The 19,655-nt window shown below is 63.4% G+C and carries 20 protein-coding genes; all 20 read right to left on the reverse strand.

The window, feature by feature from the left end:
* Positions 1-44 precede the first annotated feature (44 nt).
* Positions 45-1,076 carry a hypothetical protein gene (locus MHZ35_RS11775; RefSeq protein WP_239435802.1) on the reverse strand — a complete coding sequence of 344 codons (1,032 nt, stop codon included), beginning with the start codon at positions 1,074-1,076 and terminating at the stop codon, positions 45-47.
* Complete coding sequence (locus MHZ35_RS11780) at positions 1,076-2,059, reverse strand: hypothetical protein (protein ID WP_239435803.1); 984 nt, start codon at positions 2,057-2,059, stop codon at positions 1,076-1,078. The genes MHZ35_RS11775 and MHZ35_RS11780 overlap by 1 nt, the downstream gene beginning before the upstream one ends.
* Positions 2,059-2,571, reverse strand: a complete 513-nt coding sequence (locus MHZ35_RS11785) for an NUMOD4 motif-containing HNH endonuclease (RefSeq protein ID WP_239435804.1) — start codon at positions 2,569-2,571, stop codon at positions 2,059-2,061. Before MHZ35_RS11785 ends, MHZ35_RS11780 begins: the two co-directional genes overlap by 1 nt.
* Positions 2,572-2,679: 108 nt before the next feature.
* On the reverse strand, positions 2,680-3,732 hold the full coding sequence (locus tag MHZ35_RS11790) for a hypothetical protein (protein ID WP_239435806.1): 1,053 nt from the start codon (positions 3,730-3,732) through the stop codon (positions 2,680-2,682).
* A 94-nt stretch (positions 3,733-3,826) separates the two neighbouring features.
* Positions 3,827-4,381, reverse strand: coding sequence for a hypothetical protein (locus tag MHZ35_RS11795; protein ID WP_239435808.1), 555 nt, complete (start codon positions 4,379-4,381; stop codon positions 3,827-3,829).
* 48 nt (positions 4,382-4,429) lie between these two features.
* Positions 4,430-5,659: a helix-hairpin-helix domain-containing protein gene (locus tag MHZ35_RS11800; protein ID WP_239435810.1), complete on the reverse strand. Its 1,230-nt coding sequence runs from the start codon at positions 5,657-5,659 to the stop codon at positions 4,430-4,432.
* Positions 5,628-6,224 (reverse strand): HNH endonuclease signature motif containing protein, encoded by a 597-nt coding sequence (locus MHZ35_RS18055; protein WP_342453523.1) that lies wholly within the window; start codon positions 6,222-6,224, stop codon positions 5,628-5,630. The genes MHZ35_RS11800 and MHZ35_RS18055 overlap by 32 nt, the downstream gene beginning before the upstream one ends.
* Entirely contained in the window at positions 6,169-8,520 is a 2,352-nt protein-coding gene (gene dnaE / locus MHZ35_RS11810) for a DNA polymerase III subunit alpha (protein WP_239435813.1), read from the reverse strand. The genes MHZ35_RS18055 and dnaE overlap by 56 nt, the downstream gene beginning before the upstream one ends.
* Complete coding sequence (locus tag MHZ35_RS11815) at positions 8,517-8,993, reverse strand: hypothetical protein (protein WP_239435814.1); 477 nt, start codon at positions 8,991-8,993, stop codon at positions 8,517-8,519. The genes dnaE and MHZ35_RS11815 overlap by 4 nt, the downstream gene beginning before the upstream one ends.
* Positions 8,994-9,198: 205 nt before the next feature.
* Entirely contained in the window at positions 9,199-10,440 is a 1,242-nt protein-coding gene (locus MHZ35_RS11820; RefSeq protein ID WP_239435816.1) for an AAA family ATPase, read from the reverse strand.
* Between the two features lie 103 nt (positions 10,441-10,543).
* Complete coding sequence (locus MHZ35_RS11825; RefSeq protein ID WP_239435818.1) at positions 10,544-11,986, reverse strand: cobaltochelatase CobT-related protein; 1,443 nt, start codon at positions 11,984-11,986, stop codon at positions 10,544-10,546.
* Positions 11,983-13,272 carry a hypothetical protein gene (locus tag MHZ35_RS11830; protein ID WP_239435819.1) on the reverse strand — a complete coding sequence of 430 codons (1,290 nt, stop codon included), beginning with the start codon at positions 13,270-13,272 and terminating at the stop codon, positions 11,983-11,985. Before MHZ35_RS11830 ends, MHZ35_RS11825 begins: the two co-directional genes overlap by 4 nt.
* Before the next feature lie 99 nt (positions 13,273-13,371).
* Positions 13,372-13,497: a hypothetical protein gene (locus tag MHZ35_RS18060; protein ID WP_274615892.1), complete on the reverse strand. Its 126-nt coding sequence runs from the start codon at positions 13,495-13,497 to the stop codon at positions 13,372-13,374.
* A 267-nt stretch (positions 13,498-13,764) separates the two neighbouring features.
* Positions 13,765-14,343 carry a helix-turn-helix domain-containing protein gene (locus tag MHZ35_RS11835; RefSeq protein WP_239435821.1) on the reverse strand — a complete coding sequence of 193 codons (579 nt, stop codon included), beginning with the start codon at positions 14,341-14,343 and terminating at the stop codon, positions 13,765-13,767.
* 288 nt (positions 14,344-14,631) lie between these two features.
* Positions 14,632-15,720, reverse strand: a complete 1,089-nt coding sequence (locus MHZ35_RS11840) for a hypothetical protein (protein ID WP_239435822.1) — start codon at positions 15,718-15,720, stop codon at positions 14,632-14,634.
* A complete protein-coding gene (locus tag MHZ35_RS11845) occupies positions 15,720-17,048 on the reverse strand; it encodes a DnaB-like helicase C-terminal domain-containing protein (RefSeq protein WP_239435824.1) in 1,329 nt (442 codons plus the stop codon). Before MHZ35_RS11845 ends, MHZ35_RS11840 begins: the two co-directional genes overlap by 1 nt.
* Positions 17,049-17,121: 73 nt before the next feature.
* Positions 17,122-17,907 (reverse strand): hypothetical protein, encoded by a 786-nt coding sequence (locus MHZ35_RS11850; protein ID WP_239435826.1) that lies wholly within the window; start codon positions 17,905-17,907, stop codon positions 17,122-17,124.
* Positions 17,904-18,695, reverse strand: coding sequence for a PhoH family protein (locus tag MHZ35_RS11855; RefSeq protein WP_239435827.1), 792 nt, complete (start codon positions 18,693-18,695; stop codon positions 17,904-17,906). The genes MHZ35_RS11850 and MHZ35_RS11855 overlap by 4 nt, the downstream gene beginning before the upstream one ends.
* Positions 18,696-18,784: 89 nt before the next feature.
* Positions 18,785-19,270: a M15 family metallopeptidase gene (locus MHZ35_RS11860; RefSeq protein ID WP_239435829.1), complete on the reverse strand. Its 486-nt coding sequence runs from the start codon at positions 19,268-19,270 to the stop codon at positions 18,785-18,787.
* A gap of 107 nt (positions 19,271-19,377) precedes the next feature.
* Positions 19,378-19,506: a hypothetical protein gene (locus MHZ35_RS18065; protein WP_274615893.1), complete on the reverse strand. Its 129-nt coding sequence runs from the start codon at positions 19,504-19,506 to the stop codon at positions 19,378-19,380.
* Positions 19,507-19,655 lie beyond the last annotated feature (149 nt).

The following is a 19,655-nucleotide window of genomic DNA, read 5'->3' on the forward strand; positions in this document are numbered from 1 at the left end:
ACTTAGACCTTGCGAGCGCTGCGTTCAACTTGGCGAAGCGTGGATTAAGCTTCGGCCATGTCGATCAGGCGATTGAGGGACGCCTGGTAGTCCTGGTGAAGCTTGGGCACCAACTGCGAACGGTACGTCTTGCTGCCGTCCCAGACGATGTAGGCGCCAGCCGTCTCGATCTTGCCCAGGTTGAGCAGGTGGCCGATCATGCTGTCGATCACGTCGATGTAGCCGGTGCCATCCTCCTTGAACTTGAAGATGAAATCGTCCTTCTTGAAGGGCGCATAGGTCTTGTTCTTCACCGTCTCGGCGGTGACGGTCTGGCCGGTGACCTCCTTCGTCTTCTTGTCGCGCTCCATGGAGCGCGAGAGGAACAGGCGCACCGACGCATAGAAGGGCAGGCTGTCACCGCCGGGCGTGTAGCGCGGGTCGCCATAGGTGACGCCGGGCTTGGTGCGGATCTGGTTCAGGAAGATCGCGAGGATGTTGTTCTCCTCCACGAACGTCGAGAACGCCGGGAGCTCCTGGCTGGTCGCGACCGCGAGCGACACCTTGTCGCGCATGTTCGCCGCCTTGCCGTCGCCCTCGATCTCCTTGCCGTCCGACTTGAACAGCTTCTCGGCGGGGACCATGGCCGCGAGGCTGTCGAACACGCACACCAGCGGCGCCTCGAACGGGATGACGTCCGCGTTGCGGATCGCGCGCATCCAGTCGATCGCGCCGTCGATCGAGTCCTCGAACGTGCGCGGGCGGCTGTAGGTGAACACGCCCGGCGTGACGTCGCCGCCGAAGCCAGCGTAGAGGTTCTGGTCGAACGTGCGCTCGTGGTCGCGGAAGTTGGCAGCGCCACCGGCGAGCTGCGCTTCCTTCATGACGTGCTGGGCGAGCAGCGTCTTGCCCGCGGACGGCGGGCCAGCGATCTCGACGATACGACCGGATTGGAACCCGCCACCGCGGTATTGGCCGCTGACGAGCTTGTCGATGTGGGGGACGCCCGTGGACAGGTGCAGACCATAGGTCGGCGCGGTGTCGTTCTTGACGCCACCCTTTTCGAGGGCGCCTGCGAGGGCTGCTGCGAGGGACATTACTTACCGAACTCCTGTTCAAGCTGGATGAAGGGTGAGAGGAAGGCGTCCATGTCCCGAAGGAAGGACGTGAAACCGAACTCCGCGCAGAACCCCTCGAAAGCTGTGCGGTCGATTTTGGTCTTGGTGCCGCGAATGTTCGTCGGCGCCGGGATGTCGGGATGGCCCAGATCCATCATCTTGAGCGCGAACTCGAAGCGCTCACGCAGCTCCATGTCGTCGCGCAGGTTCTGGTATTTCTTCGGCAGGGTCTGCGGCTGACCCTTCTTGACCTTGGGCACGGCCTTGCCGGCCGCGAGCCAGCGCGCGACCGCGTCTTCCTGCGACAGCTGCTGGAACTCGTGGACGCAGTCGAACACCGAGAGCAGCTCAACCGCGCCTTCGCCACCGACGCCGGTGCGAGGCTTGACGTTGTCGCCCGTATCACCCTGGAGCGCTTTCGCGTGGATGAAGGCCTTCTGCGTGCGGAAGCTCGTGAACTCGGTGAAGTTGGACGAGGTGACCTTGCGGTCGAGCTTGTGATCGACCCACGCTACGCCACGCTCGACCAGCTGAATCCAATCCTGGTCGCCCGTGATGAGCGACACCTGATCGCCGCGTGCGATCGCCTTGCGCGTCAGGATGGCGGCCATGTCGTCGGCCTCCATGTTGCCGGCGACAAGCTGGGAGATGCCGAGCAGATGCAGCCCGCGGAACATGTCGCGGCGCTGGGCCTTGTAGCGCTCGCGCTCGGCCACCTTCTCGGCGGTGTCGGTGCGGGTGCCCTTGTAATCGGGGAAGTCGCTGTAGCGCCACGAGCGGCCGTCCCACAGGATGATCGGGGTGGCGAACGTGCGCTCACGCAGGATCTTATGGATCGAGCGCAGCATGCCATAGATGGCGGTGGTCTCGCGTTCGCCCGCGTAGAGCTTGCCGTTCTTGGCCTGTCCGTGCTGGGCCGCATGCCCTACGCTGTTACCGTCAATATAAGTCCTCCTCTGCATCAGAGGTGCCTCCAGTCAATTTTGTTTTTCAGGCGGCTGACCGAGCCTTGGCTAATGCCAAACCGGGCCGCGATTGATCGGTGCGAGCCAATGGCTGCTCGGACCGCAAGCACTTGCTTTTCTGTGAGTCTGGACCTTCCGTTGGCTTCACCGCGAGCAACCGTGCCATGCCTTTCGGCGTCGGCACTGTTCTCAAGCGACGTGCCCCACCGAAGGTTGGCAAGGCGATTGTTCGATGGAACGCCATCACCGTGCAGACCTTCCATTCCCTCGGGGCAAGCTCCCACGAATGTCTCCAGCACGAGGCGGTGGACGTAAAACGTGCGCTGCTTGCCACCCTTGCAGAGCGTCACGTTGAGGTGACCGCCCTTCATGACGCCCAGCTTACGAATGGTGCCCGCAAGCTGATTGCCGCGGCTGTCTCGACGGTCGAGGCTACGCACGCGACCCAGGTCGGAGACTTCGTAAAGTCCCTCGTATCCTGCGATCGGGAGCCAGCGCTCGCTTGTCATGTGCTTCCTGTCGGGTAGAGGGTGCAGGGGAGCGCACGTCGCGCTCCCCCGCCTTCGATCAGCGGCCGGAGCCGCTCACCTGGGGCGCGCGGCCCCAGGCACCTTCGGTCATTCGAGGCCGGCGAGGATGTCGTCGATCTCGTTGCTGTCCGCCGGCACGGTCGCGGCCGGCGCGGGCTTCGCAGCGGCGGGCTTGGCGGCCGCCGGCTTGGCCGGGGCGGGCTCGGGCTCGGGGGTCACATCCGCGACCGCGTCGGCCAGATCCGCGTCCTCGAACACCGCGTCCTCGATAGTCGTGTCGGTGTCGAACGGTGGCGTCGCGTCGTCCTCCTCCTCGATCACGCTGGTCACCGCGCTGGTGCCCTTCGCCGCTGCCGCGTTCGCCGCTGCGGTGGTGCTGGAGCTCTGTGCGATGCGCGGGGTTGCCGCCGACGCTGCGAGCTGCGCGTTGAGCGCGATGCCGGCCGCACCGTTCAGGCGACCCAGGAACTCGAGCGCCTTGGTTTCGAGGCCCTCGAACTGCGACGCGATCCACGCATCTAGGTCGATCACCTTGTCGAGGATCGCCGGGTTCAGCTTCGCCTTCTTCGGCGTCACCGTGAACGTGTATTTCGTGTCGAGCCCGCTGCCGGTCTTCTCGCACTTGAAGACGTGGCCGTTCTCCAGGCTGGCGAGATCATAGTCCTCGTCGGCCTCGGTCCAGGCCTCGAACTGCGACAGGATTCCGTCGAAGGCGCCCTCGGATACCTCGATCAGCACCGGGTCGGTCGCCGGCTGGTCCTTGTCGTCCAGGATCAGCGCGCAGAAGATGTGCCGCGGCGACGCGAGCATCTTGCGGTAGTGCTCCTTGGTCTCGTTGTCCGGCGCCTGGCGCATGGCGTCGAAGATCAGCTCCTTGATCGGGTCCGTCTCACCGTAGGTGATGTCACGGTCGCCGATTCCGAAGAAGTTCTGGCCGTCGAAGGACTTGAGGTAGGTCTTGCCGTAACGGCGATCGAACGCGCCCGAGTTGGTCGGCGTGTCCTTGGTGTCGGCGGCCGGCAGGATGCGGAACGAGGTCGTGCCGCCCTTGAACTTGTAGGGACGCAGGCCCTTGCTGCGGTTCTGCGCGATACCGGCACGCATCGCGGCGATGCGCTCACGGGTAGTCATTGCACCCATCTGAAAAACTCCTGTCTCTGCTTCGCTATCTGTTATGCGTGTGTGTCAGTTACTATGCACGCGAGACACACCTGTCGCGTGGCTTCGTGCTGGGTTACTCGGTCGCTTCGGCCTCCTGCCCTGGTCGCCGGGCGCGGCTGCTGTCGCGATCGGCGCGGCGCTGTTTATACCCGCCGGCTGCATCGCGAGCGGATTGGATCACGGTGTTCGTCTTGAGCTGGTCGCGGGTCAGGTTGCCCAGCGAGACGATCATGGAACTGCGGGTGCGGAACGCGTCCATCGCGACCCGGCACACGCCCTCGATCTCGTCAGCTTCCAGCTGAACCTGCGCCCACTTGAGGGCGTCGGCGTCCAGGGCAACGTGCGCGGCGACCATATCGACCGTGACAGACACGGGCTTCTTGCCCGTCGCCTCGGCCTCCTCGTTCGCGGCGTCGGTGAGCTCCTTGCGATATTTCTTGGTCAGCTTGGCGTTCACCGCCTTGACCAGGAGCTCCACCTTGTTCTTCTGGCGCTTCGCCTTGGCGTGGCAGATGCCATACCAGGCCGCGCGGGCGGTCTGGGTGCGCATCGCCTCGGTGATGTCGTCCAGACCTTCTTCCACCTCTGCGGTGAACTTCTCAACGTCGATGAATGTGTCCAGCTGCATTTCGTTCTCTCTGCTGATGTGTGTGTTGTAACGCACACACTCGGGAGGTCAATAGCTATCTTCGATCAGGGCTTTGGCTTCGGAGAAAACTTTCGTCAGCACCTCGCGCTTCTCGGCGTCATGGTAGAGCTGCGTCGGCTTGAACCCGATGATGATCGTCGCATCCATGTCCGCCGAGTAGGTCTTGCGGCCGATATGGTCCGCCAGCCCCTTGATGTCCGGGAAGAACGTCTTGATCGCTTGCGGGCCGAGCAGCACGATGACCGGCGGCTTCATCGCCGTGATCTCGCGCTGGAGGTAGGGCAGGGACCGAGCGACCTCCGCGGCGGGAAGGTCACGTTCGCCCTTCTTGAGCGGCCGGCGCAGCACCCAGCTCCACACGGCATCGTCGATCGACAAGCCCGCCTCGTGCAGGCTCGGCGCCACATAGTTGACGTAGGAGAACTGGCTCTTGAGCTCCTCATAGTCGTTGAAGGGCGCGTCGAGGATGAACATCATCTTGGGCGCGCGGCCAAGGTGACACGGCACCGCGGTCTCGCCGAGGTCCTGCATCATGTCCTCGACGATCCCGACGATCGTGTCGCCCATGAGATCGTCCACGGGGATGTCGCGCGTGGCGGCGACGCCCTGGTCGCTGATCGCGGGCATCAGCTCAATCTGGTCGCGCTGTCGACAAGGGTCAGTCGATCGCGGCTGGCCCGGCACGACCCGCGCGAACGCACCGACCCGGTCCAGGTGGTCGATCGCCTTGCTGTTGACCGCTCGCGCGGGCACGCGGGCCTTGAAGTCCTCCATGCTGACGAACCGGCCAGGCCCGAACGTCTCCGTGGTGGTCACCTTGTTCTTGCCGCGCCCCGAGGTGGTCTCGACCACGACGGGCTTGGGGCTGGTGCGCGCGTCGATGATCGCGTGCGCGCCCTTGTCCGACACGTTCTTCACCGCGGATAGGGGCGCGATGATGATATTGTCGTTCAGCGGCTCGAAGCGGTTGGTGGAGATGTTGACGTCCGGCGGGATGACCCGGATGCCGTCCTTGGCCGCTTGCTTGACGATCACGGACAGCTTGTCGGTATCGGCGATGCCCATGCTGGCGGTGTAGAACTCCACCAAATGATGAGCCTTTAGATATGCCGCCTGATAGGCAATCAGGGTATATTCGACCGCGTGGCTGCGGTTGAAGGCGTAGCCGGCGAAGCCTTCGATGTCGGTGAACAGGCGATCGGCGTCGTTCTGGGGCATACCATCGCTAAGCTGCTTTACGTTGACAATGTTGGACATGCGCCCAGCGTGCTCCTGTTTTGATGTTGCTGATTTGGGATTGCGACACACCGAAGGCGGCGCCAATCGAACGCTGACTCTCTCCGGTCGCAAGGCGTCCGATGATGTCGATGATGTTATCTTCTGTGAGCTTGGCGTGCGGGTGGGCTTCGCCCTGGGTTGTTGTCGCGTGATTATGGCGATCGAGCTGGTTCTCCTGCGCAGAGCCCCACCGCAGATTTGAAGGCACATTATTCATTGTGTCTCCGTCGCCATGACAAGCGTAAGGCTTCCCTTCTGGCGGCTCACCATGGAAGGCGAGCGTAACAGCCACATGCACTTTGCAGGTTTTATCGCCGGCAGCGAAGCACCCATAAGGGGATGTGCGCTCATCGAAGTAGGGCCTGAGAACTTGACCCTTACGTCGAATACGACGCCCATTGCGATCTACTACGACCCTGTCGACGGACCTTACGCGCCCCAGCGACGACGCCTCATAACCAGAATAACGAGGAATCGGTCTCCATTCTTCAAGCAAGTGATAATCCCTTCTGAACGACTTCATCAATCGTCCAGAGTTTATCATTTTCCAGAACGCGAAGCGGCTCTTTTCTGTGGACGCGACGAACCTCGCCGGTGTCGAGCGTAACCTCAACATGCCCTGCGACAGCTCCGTCCACGAACTTCGCGCGCTGCTCCGCCATCATCTGCGGATCTTTCTTACCCATTGCCTTGCGAAGCACATCAGCCTCACCAGGCGTAAAACCGCACAACACGCGCGCTACTTGCATCACCTGTTCTTGATAACAGAGAACACCATAGGTATCGCCGAGCACCGGCTCCGTGGCGGGGTGGGGATAGGTGACGCTCTCGGTGCCCGCGCGGCGGCGGACGTAGGCCTCGGTGATGCCCGCATCGAGCGGGCCGGGTCGGTTGAGCGCGTTGAGGGCGACGAGATCCTCGAACGTCAGCGCGCTCGTCTTCGCCATCTCCTTCAACAGCCGGCGCACCGAGCCGCCCTCAAACTGGAACACGCCGGCCGTCTTGGCGGTCGAGAAGATCGCCAGCGTCTCCTCGTCGTCGAGTGGCAGTTTGTTGATGTCGAGGCGGGAGGACCGGCGATGGAAGATCAGCTTGATAGCCTGGTCGAACATGTCGAGCGTGGAGAGGCCCAGCACGTCGAGCTTGATGAGGCCCTGTTCCTCGGACACGCGCTTGTCCCAATTGATGACGCGCGCGTCGCCGCGCTTCTCGACGACCGCTCGCTTGGTCAGCGGCTCACCAGCGACGACGACGCCACCGGCGTGCGTGCCATAGGCGCGCATCTTGCCTTCGAGCTTGATCGCCTTCTCCCAGACGTGGGGCTGCTGCTGGGCAAACTGCTGAACCTCGTGCGTGGTCTCGTATGCCTCCTGGAGGCTGGCCGAAACGCCGTGGGTGTCGCCGATGTATTTGGTGGCGCCCAGCTGATCCTGGGTGAGCCCGTAGATGCGCGCCACGTCGCGGATCGCACCGCGCGCTCCCATGGTGTTGTAGTTGACGATGCCGGCGACGCGATCGGAACCGTAGCGTTCGGCCAGGTAGGCGATCACCTCCTCGCGGCGCGTCGACATGAAGTCGAGGTCGGCGTCGGGAAGATCGAGGCGGTCAGGGTTGATGAAACGCTCGAACAGCAGCTTGAAGCGGATCGGATCGCAGTCGGTGATACCGACGAGATACGCGACCAGGCTGCCGCCGACCGAGCCGCGACCGGGTCCGACGTAGATGTTCTGGCTCTTGGACCAGCGCACGAGATCGGAGACGAGCAGGAAGTAGGGTGCGAAGCCCAGGCGCTTGAGCGTGTCCAGCTCGAACTGGAGTCGCGGCAGGTATTCCGCCTTGAGCTCGACCGGGCTCGGCTGGTGCGCGAAGATGGGCGAGGTGAAGCGCTGTGCCCAGCCTTCCTTGCACAGCCGCTTGAGCTCCTCGTCGGGATCGGCGGCGAGCGAGGGCAGGGAAGGGTCGAGCTTCCTCCACTCATAGGTGCAGAGCTGGACCAGGCGGTCGGTGTTCATCAGCCCTTGCTTGAAGATCGCGCCGTGGTTGCGGTCATAGCGCGTGCCCACGGCGTCGGCGGCCGCGACGGTAGCGGTGGCGAGCTCCTTGACCGTGTGCGGCTGGTAGCGCGGCACCGGGCGTAGATAGTCACTGTAGGGGCGCCGCTCGGCGATGCCCGCGTTGCAGCTGTAGGCCTCGTCATCGTGGTCGAGCCAGAACGCCGGCGCGGTCACCAGCGGCTCCCAGGTCGGGATTGTGCCAAAGCAGTTGTTGAGCAGCGCCCACTCGATCGCGCGATAGTTCTGGCGCGAGAAGTATGGCGTGTCGCTCGCGATCAGCTCATAGAAGCGCGCGACGAAGCGCACGCGCTGCGCAAGGTCAGACAACGCGGTGAGCATGTCCTCGCGCTGTGCGACGCTCTCTAGGTCACCTGTGGTGATGACGAGACAGTCGTCGTCGAGCGTGGTCGTGAGGTCTTCCCAGGTCACGCGCGGGACGAAATAGAAGCGGTCGCGGTCGAACCCGCGGGTCAGCAGCCGGTAGATCGACTGCATGCCTGCATCGTTCGTGGGGAACAGCTTGATGAAGCATGCCTCCTCGCGGTCGGATTTGTCGCGATCGGCGTCGTCGGTCATGATGACGCGGACGCGCACGCCGGCCAGCAGGCGCTTGTCGAGCTTGCCCAGCTTCTTGGTCGCCTCGACGACGGAGGAGATGGTCATGGTGTCACAGATGCCGACGACGTCGGCGCCCGCCTTCTCGGCAACAGCCGGGAGGTCGTCGATGCCCAGGATGGACTCGCCAAGGGAGAAGTCGGTGCGCACACCGAGCAGAGGGTGGATCATGCAAGCTCCAAGGTTTTACCGCTGCGCGTGACGCGCTCACATGCGGTGAGAATTGAGACGGTCGCGTAGGTGTCGCGTTGCGCGCTAGACGCGGTCACAGCGCATTGTGACGCGACGCGCGCGGTTAGCTCGCGCATGGTGTGCGGTCGCTCGCGAAGCGCTGCTAGAACCGCTGACATGACGCGAGAGACGCCGCCCACGACTTCAAGGGAGGCGATCTTCGGATTGGTTCGCATGAGGATGAAGCGGTCGATCAGCGGGTGCGCGCGCTTGTCGAGGCCCGCCTTCAATTCCATGACGGCCTCGGCGTCACCGAAGGTGCCTGCGGCGTCTTCTGCCCGATCGGCAGCGCGCTGTGCATCACGGCGTTCCTTGCGCTCCGCCTTGGTCAGCCAAGGGAGGCTCATCGACTTCCCTTGCGCGTCGTTGAACTTTTCGAGGAGGCGCAGCATCAGCGGGCGGCGGTTCTCCACCAGGCTCTCGCAGTCAGCGCGCGCGGTGCAGCTGCCACAGGTGGTCGAGGCGGGCGCGAACGCAAGCGACGATCCGAAACATCCAAGGGGCTGCATGTGTGTCACTTAACACAAACTCGCGGGTCAGGGGAAACAAAAAGGTGGGTGGTGACGCGCACCACCCACAGGGGAGGAGTCGAAGGTGAGCGCCTTCGACAGGAGAGGGTTACCCGAAGATCCGCTGCGCGGTCTGGCGGACAGCTTCGCTCTGGGTGTTGTCCAGACGGTTGCTGTAGGAGAGCTCGATGCCCTTGCGGAACGCGCCACCCTTGACCATGCCGATCATCGCTGCGCGGATCAGCTCGCGGGGCGAGATCGGCAGCGAGAGCTCGCCGTTACCGTACATCTGACGGACGCGGCCGGCGAAGTCGACCAGCTTCTCGGCCACGTCCTGCGACACACCGATGCGCTGGCGCAGGATCGAGACCTCGGTCTTGGGCTCGGGATAGTGGACCTGAATGGTGACACCGAAACGCGAGTAGGCGGCGGCGTTACCGATCTTGGTGCCCGAGTATAGCCCCGTGTCGTCGCCCGAACCGTTGGTGTTGCCCGTCGCGATGAAGCGGAAGTTCGGATGCGGCTTGATGAGGCGCTGACCGGCCGGCGCTTCCTTGATGTAGAGCGCCTTGCCTTCGAGGATCGGCTGGTAGACCGCGATCACCGCAGGGTGCGCGAAATCGTATTCGTCGGCGACGTAGACCCAGCCGCGCATCATGGCCTCGGCCAGCGGGCCGAAGTCGAACTCGGTGCCGCCGTTGCGAACCACCATCTGCCCGATGATGTGCGCCTCCTCGGTCGTGTCGGTGTGCTGGACGCGCACCCAGGGGCGGTTCGTGCGAGCGCAAGCCTGCTCCACCTGGGACGTCTTGCCGGTGCCGTGCATACCCCAGACCAGCAGCGGCATGTTCAGCTGGATCGCCATGACGACGTCCTTGATCTCCTCCGGGCGGAAGACGTAGCTGTCGTCGATGTCGGGCACGGCCTCCTGGTCGACCGGGTCCAGGTTCTCCATGACCTCGATCTGGATGGGGTCGCCCTTCTGCTGACCACGGCGAGCCGGCGAGAGGAGCTCGTCGGTGAGCGGGAGCTCGAAGACCTCGTGCATCGGCTTCTTGATGCTCGTGCCGGGCCTGGAGAACGGGACGATCTTCGCCACCATCTGCTGCATCTGCTGCTCCTCGGCCTTGTTCTGCTGGCCCTTCTTACGAGCGGCGTCTGCGAACGCCTCGCTCATGAGCGGCGCGTCGGGGTAGCTGCGCTGATAGTCCTCGATCGAGGTGCCGGGGTGCGCGGTCGCCAAGTGCTTCTTGATGTAGTGCTCCTCGGCGCCGCAGATCATGCACTTGATCTTCGCCTTCGGGTCGAAGGCGGCGGCGGTGGTGGTCTTGGCGGCGGTCGACGTGCTCATATCGTTTCGCTCCTCGTTGTGCGTCTCTGCGCGGTTAGTGTGTGTCAGTTACCATGCACAACGATTCGTGCAATAGGGAATGTGTGTGGCGCTCAACACAAGCTCACTTGCCCACGATGAACTTCTTGAGAAGACCGAGCAGCTGCTTGGGCATGTCCTCGATCTTCTGGATGCACATGTGGTTGGAATAGTAGCCGGCGGGGCCGTTGTGCTGGATGCCCACACCGACGAGGTCGACGCCCGCGGCCTCGATCGACTTGACCATCTGCACGGACTGCGTCTGGTAGGCCATGTAATCGGACATGCCGCGCGGGTTGTAGACGTGGCCGCCTGGCTCTCCGTCCGTCATGGAGATGAGGATCTTGCGCTTCTCCTTGCGGGCGAGCAGGCGCCGCGCCGCGAACTCGAGCCCGCAGCCCTCCGGCGTTGACCCCATCGAATAGCCGCACTGGTCCGAGTGGCCGTCCATATTGTGAACGTGGCCGAAGCGCTTCTGCACCGGGATGGTCCAGCGCTCCTCGAACGTCTTGAACTTGGGCATGATGATCGGCACGGCGCGAATGATCTTGGCGACCGCATCGGCCTCCTGCACCTGCTGAATGTATTCGCGGTTGGCGACGCGCGGGTCGTTATAACGATCGGTGAAGCCCAGGCACTCGAAGGAGATGCCGAGCTTTGCGAGCACCGAGCCCAGCGCATACGCGGTTTCGACGGCCAGCACGGTTCGTTCGCCCGACATCGAGCCGGAGCAGTCGATCAGCAGGGAGATCGCCGTGTCGAGGCTCTCCGCTTCCTGGCGGCGCGTGAACACGCGGTCATCGCCGGCCATGATGCGGTGCAGGTTCGGCGCGTGGAGGCGGCCCGAACGCATCCCAGGGATGCGCTTCACCTGGCTGCGCGCGGCAATCAGGCGACGGAGATCCTTCTGGAGCGGACCTGTGGTCTGGGCGACCTTCTGGTCGATCTGCTCAAGGCTGACGTGGTCAGGGATCTTGATGTCCACCAGCTCGTCATAGTCGCGGGTGAAAACGCGGAACTCGGTCGGATCGGCGTTCTGCATCTGCTGGCGGATGAAGTCCTCCAGCAGGCCGTCGACGTCCTTGATGTCGTCCGGGTCCAGGTCGATGATGACCGGCTTTTCTTCCTCGCCGAGCTTCTCGTCGCTGCCAGCGCCGCCGGCGCCCTGACGCTGCGAGTCACGGTCGTCGCCTTCGCCTTCGCTGGCGAAGCCGATGCCGTCCTCGCCGATGTCGGTCGGATCTTGGGGCTCGATCTCATCGTCGCGATCGCCCTGCGGCGGCGGGGGTGTCGCGCCAGGCTGGAAGTCGTCGTCGTCGAAGTCAATCGTGGCGCCGTCGTCACCGTGCGTCCAGTTGGCGAGCATCTCCTCCAGCCACTTGGCGTCCTCGACATACTCGCGGAACTCCTCGTCGTTGGCGAGCAGGCGCTTGAGAGCTGGCGCCTCCGCAGTCGGCCAGAAGACTTCATCGGGTCCGTAGACGTCGATGATGTCCGCCGCCTCGTCGAAAGAAAGATTGAAGATCATGCTCGCGCCCCCTTCATCAGTTCGCTCAACCGACGCCGACCATTGCGGAGAAGGTCGAGAACTTCGTCCTCGGTTTTCTTCATATCGGTTGCGATTTGCGCGACCGATTGCTTGCGATTCTTATACATGAACAGAGCGCGACGTTGCGCGGGATCGAGCTCTTTCATCGCGTCCGTGAAGGTCCGGTTGCTCTTTCCATCAGCGCCAGGCTTGGCCTTCTCGTCGGCCTCGCCCTGGTCCTCGTCGCCGCCCTTCGGCTTGGCATCATCGAAATTGGGCTCGTCACCGACGTTGTGGGAGCTGGGACCTTCGTCCTCGCGGCCTTCACCTTCGCCCGAGCAGCTGGTGTCCTCGTCGTCGCCCTCACCATCGTCGGTGCCGTTGCCGTTGCCGTGACCTTCGCCACCGTCTTCGTCATCGCCGCCGGCCGCACCCTCGTCGTCAGCGTCACCCTCGTCGTCAGCGTCACCCTCGTCGTCAGAGCCCGTATCAGCCCCGTCAGACACATCATCGTCGTCTTGGCTGTCGCTGTCCCCGTCACCGCTGCAATCGCTGTCCTGGGGCATCTGCGGGGGCGTGACGTCGTTCTCGGGCTCGTCCTTCTTCTCGGGCGCGGGCGGCTTGAGCGCTTCCAGGATGTCGAGCACGATCTCCTCAACGTCGTCGAACGTCTCCATCGCCTTCAAGCGCCGCGACAGGTCGGGCATCTTGGAGAGCAACGGCATGAAGTGCGGCCAGTAGCTGTTCGCGTCCATGTATTCCTGGAACGCCTTCTGGCCGGCGAGCGCGCGCAGCGCGGGCACCATCACGCCCGCGAACATCTTGGACGGGTTGCCGGTCGCAACCATCGCGGACGTTGCCGGGTGAACCATGGTGGGGATGAACTTCTCATACATCCGCTCCAGGTTCTCCTTGGTGCCGGGCATAGCCTGCACCTTGTCGTTCCCGCGCGGCAGCAGCTTCTCCAGCCGAATGTCCTCGACGATGTTGATGAGGGCAGGGGCCTTCGGATCGACCGTGCCGGCCTTCGTGGCGCGCGCGAAGGGCGTGTAGAAGATGTGGCCGACCTCGTGATCGAGGTAACCATGGATCGCCTCGATCAGCTCGGGCGATGCGCTATCGTTCAGCTCGGGAAGCACCAGGCGGATAGCCTTGTTACCCTTGGTCGCGACGTGCGGCTGGTGACCGCGGAACTGTACGGTGATCCCGTCGCGCGTCAGCAGGCGGACGGTCTTCGCGAGGCTGTCGCGGTGTGAAACCGCCTTCAATGCTGCCGGTGCGCTCATGGTGCTCCTCGTTCTTATCTGTGTGTGTCAGTTACTATGCACGCGAGATAAAAAGAAAGCGCGCGCCGGTCTAGTGGCTTTCGCGCTTCCATTGTTGGCTTACGCGATCGCAGCCGTGATCGCCGCCAGCTGCTCGTCGACGCCCACGTCCGCGTAATAGACCGCCGTGCAGCGCGCGTCCGCGTCGCAGATGAGCATGCCCTTGGCGCTCTGGAGGAGGGTCATGCCATTGATGAAATGGCGCGACGTCCATGCTCGCGCCTCATCCGCGGCAACGAAAATCTCCAAACTGATCGGCTCCACACGACGAACGTGCGAAGGCTCGTAAGACGTAGGGAACTGAACAACATTCGACACACGCGACACCCCTGACTCGTTAGGAACAGATGTAGAACATCTGATTTCCAACATTGCAAGGGTAACGGCTTACAAATGTGTTGGTTGCTACAGACTGAATGAGTGTCGGGCGACACATGGTCGCCCGGCATCCACTCACAGCTTGGCGATGAACTCGTCCAGCTCCTTGCGCTTGGCTGGCGAGAGGCCGTGCGGATGGTGCTCGCGCAGAACCTCGACGATCGGCACCTCATGAAGGGCCATCCAGCGGCGTGGCGCGTTGCGGTCGGCGACGACGTCACGCAGGACGTTCACCACCTGCTGCGGCAAGCTGTCGAGCTCCGTGCCCGCCAGAGCTTCAAGCTCTGACGTGACGTAGCTCTCGGCCGCCTTCGAGCTGGGCTTCTTCGACATGCCGGCCAGGTGGCGCGGCCAGTCGATGCCAGGGTAGCGCTGCTCAAGCACCGCCATCAAAAACTCGCCTGCCGGCATCTTGAGAAGCCGGGCAAAGTCGAGAGCGCGGTCGATCGGGATGGGAACCCGGCCAAGAGCCATGTGGGACAAGACGACGGACGTCTTGTAGTTGAGCATCTTGGCGACCTGACGCTGCGACCAGCCCTTGTCCTTCTCAACTGCCTCCAGGCCTGCCTGGAGCATGCGCGTTGCCTGACTATTCCCGAACGGATAGTCGCCCGCTGCATTGTTGAGGTCTACTACTGCCGCTGCACCGGCCATCAGATTAACTCCTTCTCTCTTTCACGTTTGCTATGCTCACGCTCTTGTTACGACACACACTTGAGTAGCGTCACGCGATATCAAGTCAAGCGAGACTAACACATGCGGAACCGCTCCTTGTGAGAACGGAACAAGAACATGTGTCATAAAGTGACGTTTTCACGGTGGGTTGAGCATGGCGTGAATAATGTGTCGTCACGCACAAGGGTCTTTTGGACTGGTGCGCATTATGAAGATCGACACACATCGCCCGGCGCCTAGATAGCGATTCGCGCTCTGCTGACGAGATCACCCATAGGGGTTGCGGAGCTTGATCTTGATGCCAAGCGAGCGGCTGTAGGGCAGGGCGCGTTCGATTGCTTTGCGGACGATCTCCGGCGCGACTTCGGCGGGGTCTTTGCCGCGCGGCAGGAAGCCAATGCGAACGGTGAAGCCGTAGCCCGTGAGCTTCTCGGCTGCCTTGACCGCGCTCGCGAGGGCCGACTTCTCCCCGTCCCACAGGATCGTGATGATCTGGAGGCCGGCGGCCTTGAGCTCCATCAGCGCCTGGAGCTGCGTGGGCATATCCGGATCGACGTCGAGGGTCAGGTTCTTACCGAAGGAGCCGATAGCGCCGATGCCCCGCCAGTTGCGATCGCCGTCGATCGCCGCTTGGGTCGACATGACGTCGAAGGCACCTTCGCCCATAACCGCATGGCTCCAACCCTCTACCTTGGCCCGGTGACCATTGTATATGTAGCGCGCCGTCGACGGGAGCCGCGGCGGGAACAGATACTTGGTCTCGGACTGCCCGGTGATGTCGCGCCCCTGGAAGGTGACCAGCTGGCCGTTGAGGTCGCGGATTGGGATGATGATGCGGCCGGAGAACACCTTGCGTCGGTCGTTACCGTCCTCATCCTTGTAGAAGAACGCGCCGTCCTGACACATGCGCAGCTCGAACTGGCGCGCGATCTCGACCGACACGTCGCGATCGGCGAGGTAGGGCACGTTCGCGTCCGGGATTGGGAAGCTCATCGGTAGCTTGAGCGCGCCGCTGATTACCGGCACGATGGGCTTGGGTGCGCGCGGCTTTGGTCGCCAGCCACCGCCCTTTGCGATCTCGTCGAACTTGGCGCCGATCGTCTTACCGTCCTCGGTGCCCAGGTGGGCAGCGACGAACGTCCAAAGGTTGAACTTGGTGTCGCACGAGCCGTGGAAGCAGTTGCCGTAGCCCGAGTCCACGCCCAGGTAGACCTTCCAACTGGAACCGCCGCACTTGGGGCACTCCCGTATGTTGAATTGTCGCCCGCGGCTACCGGATGTCTGCCGGTATTCGATGCCCTCGTATTCGAGGAAGTCTTCGGGCGTGACGTTCTGGTAGCCGCTGTCCTGGACCATCAATCGAAGCCCACGAACCCGGTGATGAAACGGGCGCACGCGAGGTTCTGATTGAACCGCATCCGTAGCCCGCTCTCGGCGTTCCGCATCTCGGAGAAGTAGAGGACCACCTCACCGGCCGCGCGTTCGTCGACGGATTGGTTGATGGTCATGAGCACGTCGGCCGTGCGAACCACCTCGTAATCATCCGCGGCGTCCGTGCCGTCCGAGACGTTGCGCTGCGCCTTCTGGGTGCCGGTGCGGTTGGTCTGGTAACCCGTCAGGACTGCGGCGTTGAACACCGTGCCCATTGCACGCAGATCCTGCCCAATCTCGGCCAGGCCGAAGCGCTTATCCGTGTAGACGGTCTCGGGGCGCATGATGCCGAGATAGTCGACGATGATGAGGTCGAAGGTGATCCCCTGCGCCTCGTAGCGCTTGAGGATGCGGGTGAGCTCCGACACCTTGAGGGTGCGGATCGGGAACGCCTGCACGATGAACTCGCCCAGGCCGGGGTTCTGCTCCCATTGCTCGACAGCCTTGTCGACCTCGGCTTGGCGCTTCACCAGCTCCTTGAGCGGCACACCGGACACGCATGCGTCGGCACGCTCGCCGATAATCTCCTCGCTGACCTCGCAGCTGGCGTAGAAGACGTTGTGACCGGCGCGTGCGGCGTTGAGGCCGAAGGTGATCTTGGCCGCCGTCTTGCCAGCCTTCGGCGGCGCCATGAGGATGTTGAGCTCCTTACGACCCCAGCCCCGGTGCGGGGTCAGCTGGTTGTCGAGCTCGGGGATGCCGGTGGTGATGCCGCCGTTCGTGTAGCCGCCGGCCGCGCGCTGGGCGCGCTTCTGCTGGCGCTCGATACGGCTCGTCTTGAAGTTCATGGCTGCCGCGGTGTCGGCGGCGCCGACTTGCTTAGCCTCCTCGACCGCGGCCAGAGCCTTGGCGATCTTGGTGTCGTCGTCGGTGTCGAGCGCGTCAGCCATCCCCATCGTGGCGTTGGTGAGCGCTTGCTTGCGGGCAAACTCCGCGATCGTGTCGATCACGAACTGGCGATCGGACAGCGGGTCTTTGTGGACCACGCCCAGGAGGCGCTTGGCCTCCAGCATGTCCGCGACCTTGACCTTCTTGGCGGCGATCAGCCGCTGCATCACTTGGACGTAGGTCTTGAGGGTGCAGCACGAGCCGTATCGCTCCAGGTAGATCTTCTGGATCGCCACCAGCGCCGCGAGCGTCTCGTTCTCGAAATAGTCGGGCAAGACGAGACTGCCGACCGACTGCACGAACACGTCGTCGCGCAGGTAGTGGGCGGCCAGCTGCTCCTGAAAAGCCTGGTCGAACTGTGACATGAAACCTCTTGTGTGTGTCAGCACACATACGCTGCGCCCGCGAGCGAAGTCAAGCGTCTGTGTGTGTCATTGACTATGCAGCCAGAAGACGCGCCCGGTCGATCGTGTTGGCGGGGAAGTGCTGGCGCGCGATGTGCTCGGGCAGCTGCGGTGTGCGGAAAACGGTGGTGGCGATCGCGGTGGTCGGGTCACGCCGTTCGCCGATGCGCTCGACCAGCCAGGTCTGGTAGCTGTCCTGGACATCGAGCCCCGCATAGTTGTCCAGGGCGTAAAGCGGGTGCCGCGCCGTGAACATGCGGTCCTTGATGAGCGTCTCCCAGCGATCGAGCATGTGCGCGCCGATCTTCGCGCCGTAGAGCTGTGCCGGTGTCGGCAGCCGCTTCCACAGCATGTCGAGCGCCACCTGGTTGCCCAGCTGGTTGAACTGGTCATACGGGATGCCCAGCGCGTCCGCCATTTTCATGGCGTTCCACATGCCGCTGATATGGGCCGCGTCGCGCTCCCAGATCGTGTCGACGGTATAGTGGACGGTGTTGACCCCGATGAGTCCCACGCCCGCCCCGTTGCGGCCGGTCTGCGCGCGGTGCCAGCGAAACTTGGCCGCGGCGACCTTCATCGCCTTATAGTGGTGGTGCGCGAACAGGTAGAAGCTGTGGCCCGGCGACAGGCGGCGATAGTCCCACCATTTCGTGCCGTAGACGTCCGCGACCTCCGCGATGTGCTTGCGAGGCACATGCGAGGCGATCAGCCCCTCGATCCGTGCCGCCGGCAGGTTCGCCCCGTAGAACGCTCCCTGCACGGCGGCCATCAGGACCGCGTCATCCAGCCGATCGTCAGCCGAGAAGACGCCCAGCGTCATGCAGCGGCAGCCAGGGGCACGCGCGCCTGGAAGAACGCAGGTGCGTGCTTCATGCGGGCGTAACGCGCCGAGTAGCCGTAGCAGATCTCGCGGGCGATGCCGGAGCGCACGATGTCCTCGACACCGAACTCGACGTAGCCGAACGACGGGTGACCGCGGAAACGCTCGATCGCGTCAGCCAAGCCCGACATGCCGGCGATGTCCTGCTGCTCCAGATCCCCGTCGATCACCATCGTGGTGCCCTCGCCGATGCGCGACAGGAACAGCTTCATCTGGCGGGGCGTGGTGTTCTGCGCCTCGTCGAGAATGACATAGGCATTGGCGAAGGTGCGACCGCGCAGGAAGGCGAGGGGAGCAATCTCGATCTTGCCGACCTTGATGAGGTATTCGACATAGCTGGCGCCCAGCCGCTCCTCCAGCACCTCGATCACGGGTTTGGCCCAGGGCGCGATCTTCTCCAGCAGGTCGCCGGGCAGGAAGCCGAGCTCCTCGTCGCAACCGACTGCGGGGCGGGTGATGATGATCTTGTCGACTTTGCCGGCCAGGAACTTGTCGGCGGCGTCGCAGGCGGGAACGTAGGTCTTGCCGGTGCCGAACTCGCCGATTGCGAACGTGACGGCGTAGACGTCGAGCGCGTTCTTGAGGGACGCCTGCGCATCGGTGATGGGCTGCCAGGGCTTCTTGGCGGCCTGCGGGCGGGGTTGAACTTGGAGGCCATCGCCGGGAAGCGGTGCAACGTGCTGATCGCGACGTGCGCGCTTCCCGGTCTGGCGGGCCTGCTTGGTCATTGGTCACTCCTAACGCGATGTCTTGTGTGTGTCGTAACGCACACATTCTATCACGTCGAGAGTTTTTTAGCGCCTTTGATTTTCCCCTGTCAGCGCGCCAGCTCGAAGTGCGGACTGTCGGTTTCGCCCTTCTCGCGCGGCTTACCGTTGCTGTTCCAATCGGCACCCCAGCGGATCGCGACCTTTTCGATCTTGGCGGCTTCCAAGACGAGCTTCGCCATGGCGTCGAAGCGATGCAGGTCGTTCCAGTCGATGGGGTAGGGGGCGAGGTCGACAGCGTGACCGAGGCCGTCCCGCTGCTTGCAGTGCTTGCTGTTGAGCGGGTTCTTGAGCCAGGTCACCTTGGCCGCGCCGGGAGCTGCGAACCTGTCGGGCACGCCGGCTGCGCGGCACTGCGCCGCCGTGCGACCCTTGCCGTAGTTGATGTAGCACTGCTCGGCGGAGCGAACGCCCTCCAGCACGGTAAAGTCCAGCTCACGCGCCGCCATGGCGGCTGCACGTTTGACGACGCGAACGAGATCGGGGTGAACGCCTTCGAGGCGGGAGAGCGAGCGGGAGCCCAAAACGATAGCCATAAGACTTCCTTGTGTCAGTTACCATGCACGGCAGACGTAGGTCTGCCGTGCGGTGGGGGTGGAAAGCGGCTGGGCGAGGGCGATGAACGCCGCGATGATGGTGCGCATCAGTCGCCCTTCTTCATGCCGGGGAAGCTCGGCAGAATGTCCTTGAGGAACGAGCCGAGCGTCTTGAAGGGGCTCTCGCTGAACTCCTTGGACGCCTTGACGAAGCCGAGCACGATGTTCTCGGCCATCACGGCACACACACCTGTGGATCGGCGTGGAAAAGGGACCCCGGTAGCGGGGTGATCGGCGTCGAAAAAGGACCCCTCATCCCGGTGGTCTAGGCTGTTCGCTTGGCGGTGTGTCAGGCGGCGAGATCGGGATGCTGATATTGGATGCT

The sequence above is a fragment of the Sphingomonas sp. ACRSK genome (assembly GCF_022346685.1).
Classification (GTDB): Bacteria; Pseudomonadota; Alphaproteobacteria; order Sphingomonadales; family Sphingomonadaceae; genus Sphingomonas; species Sphingomonas molluscorum.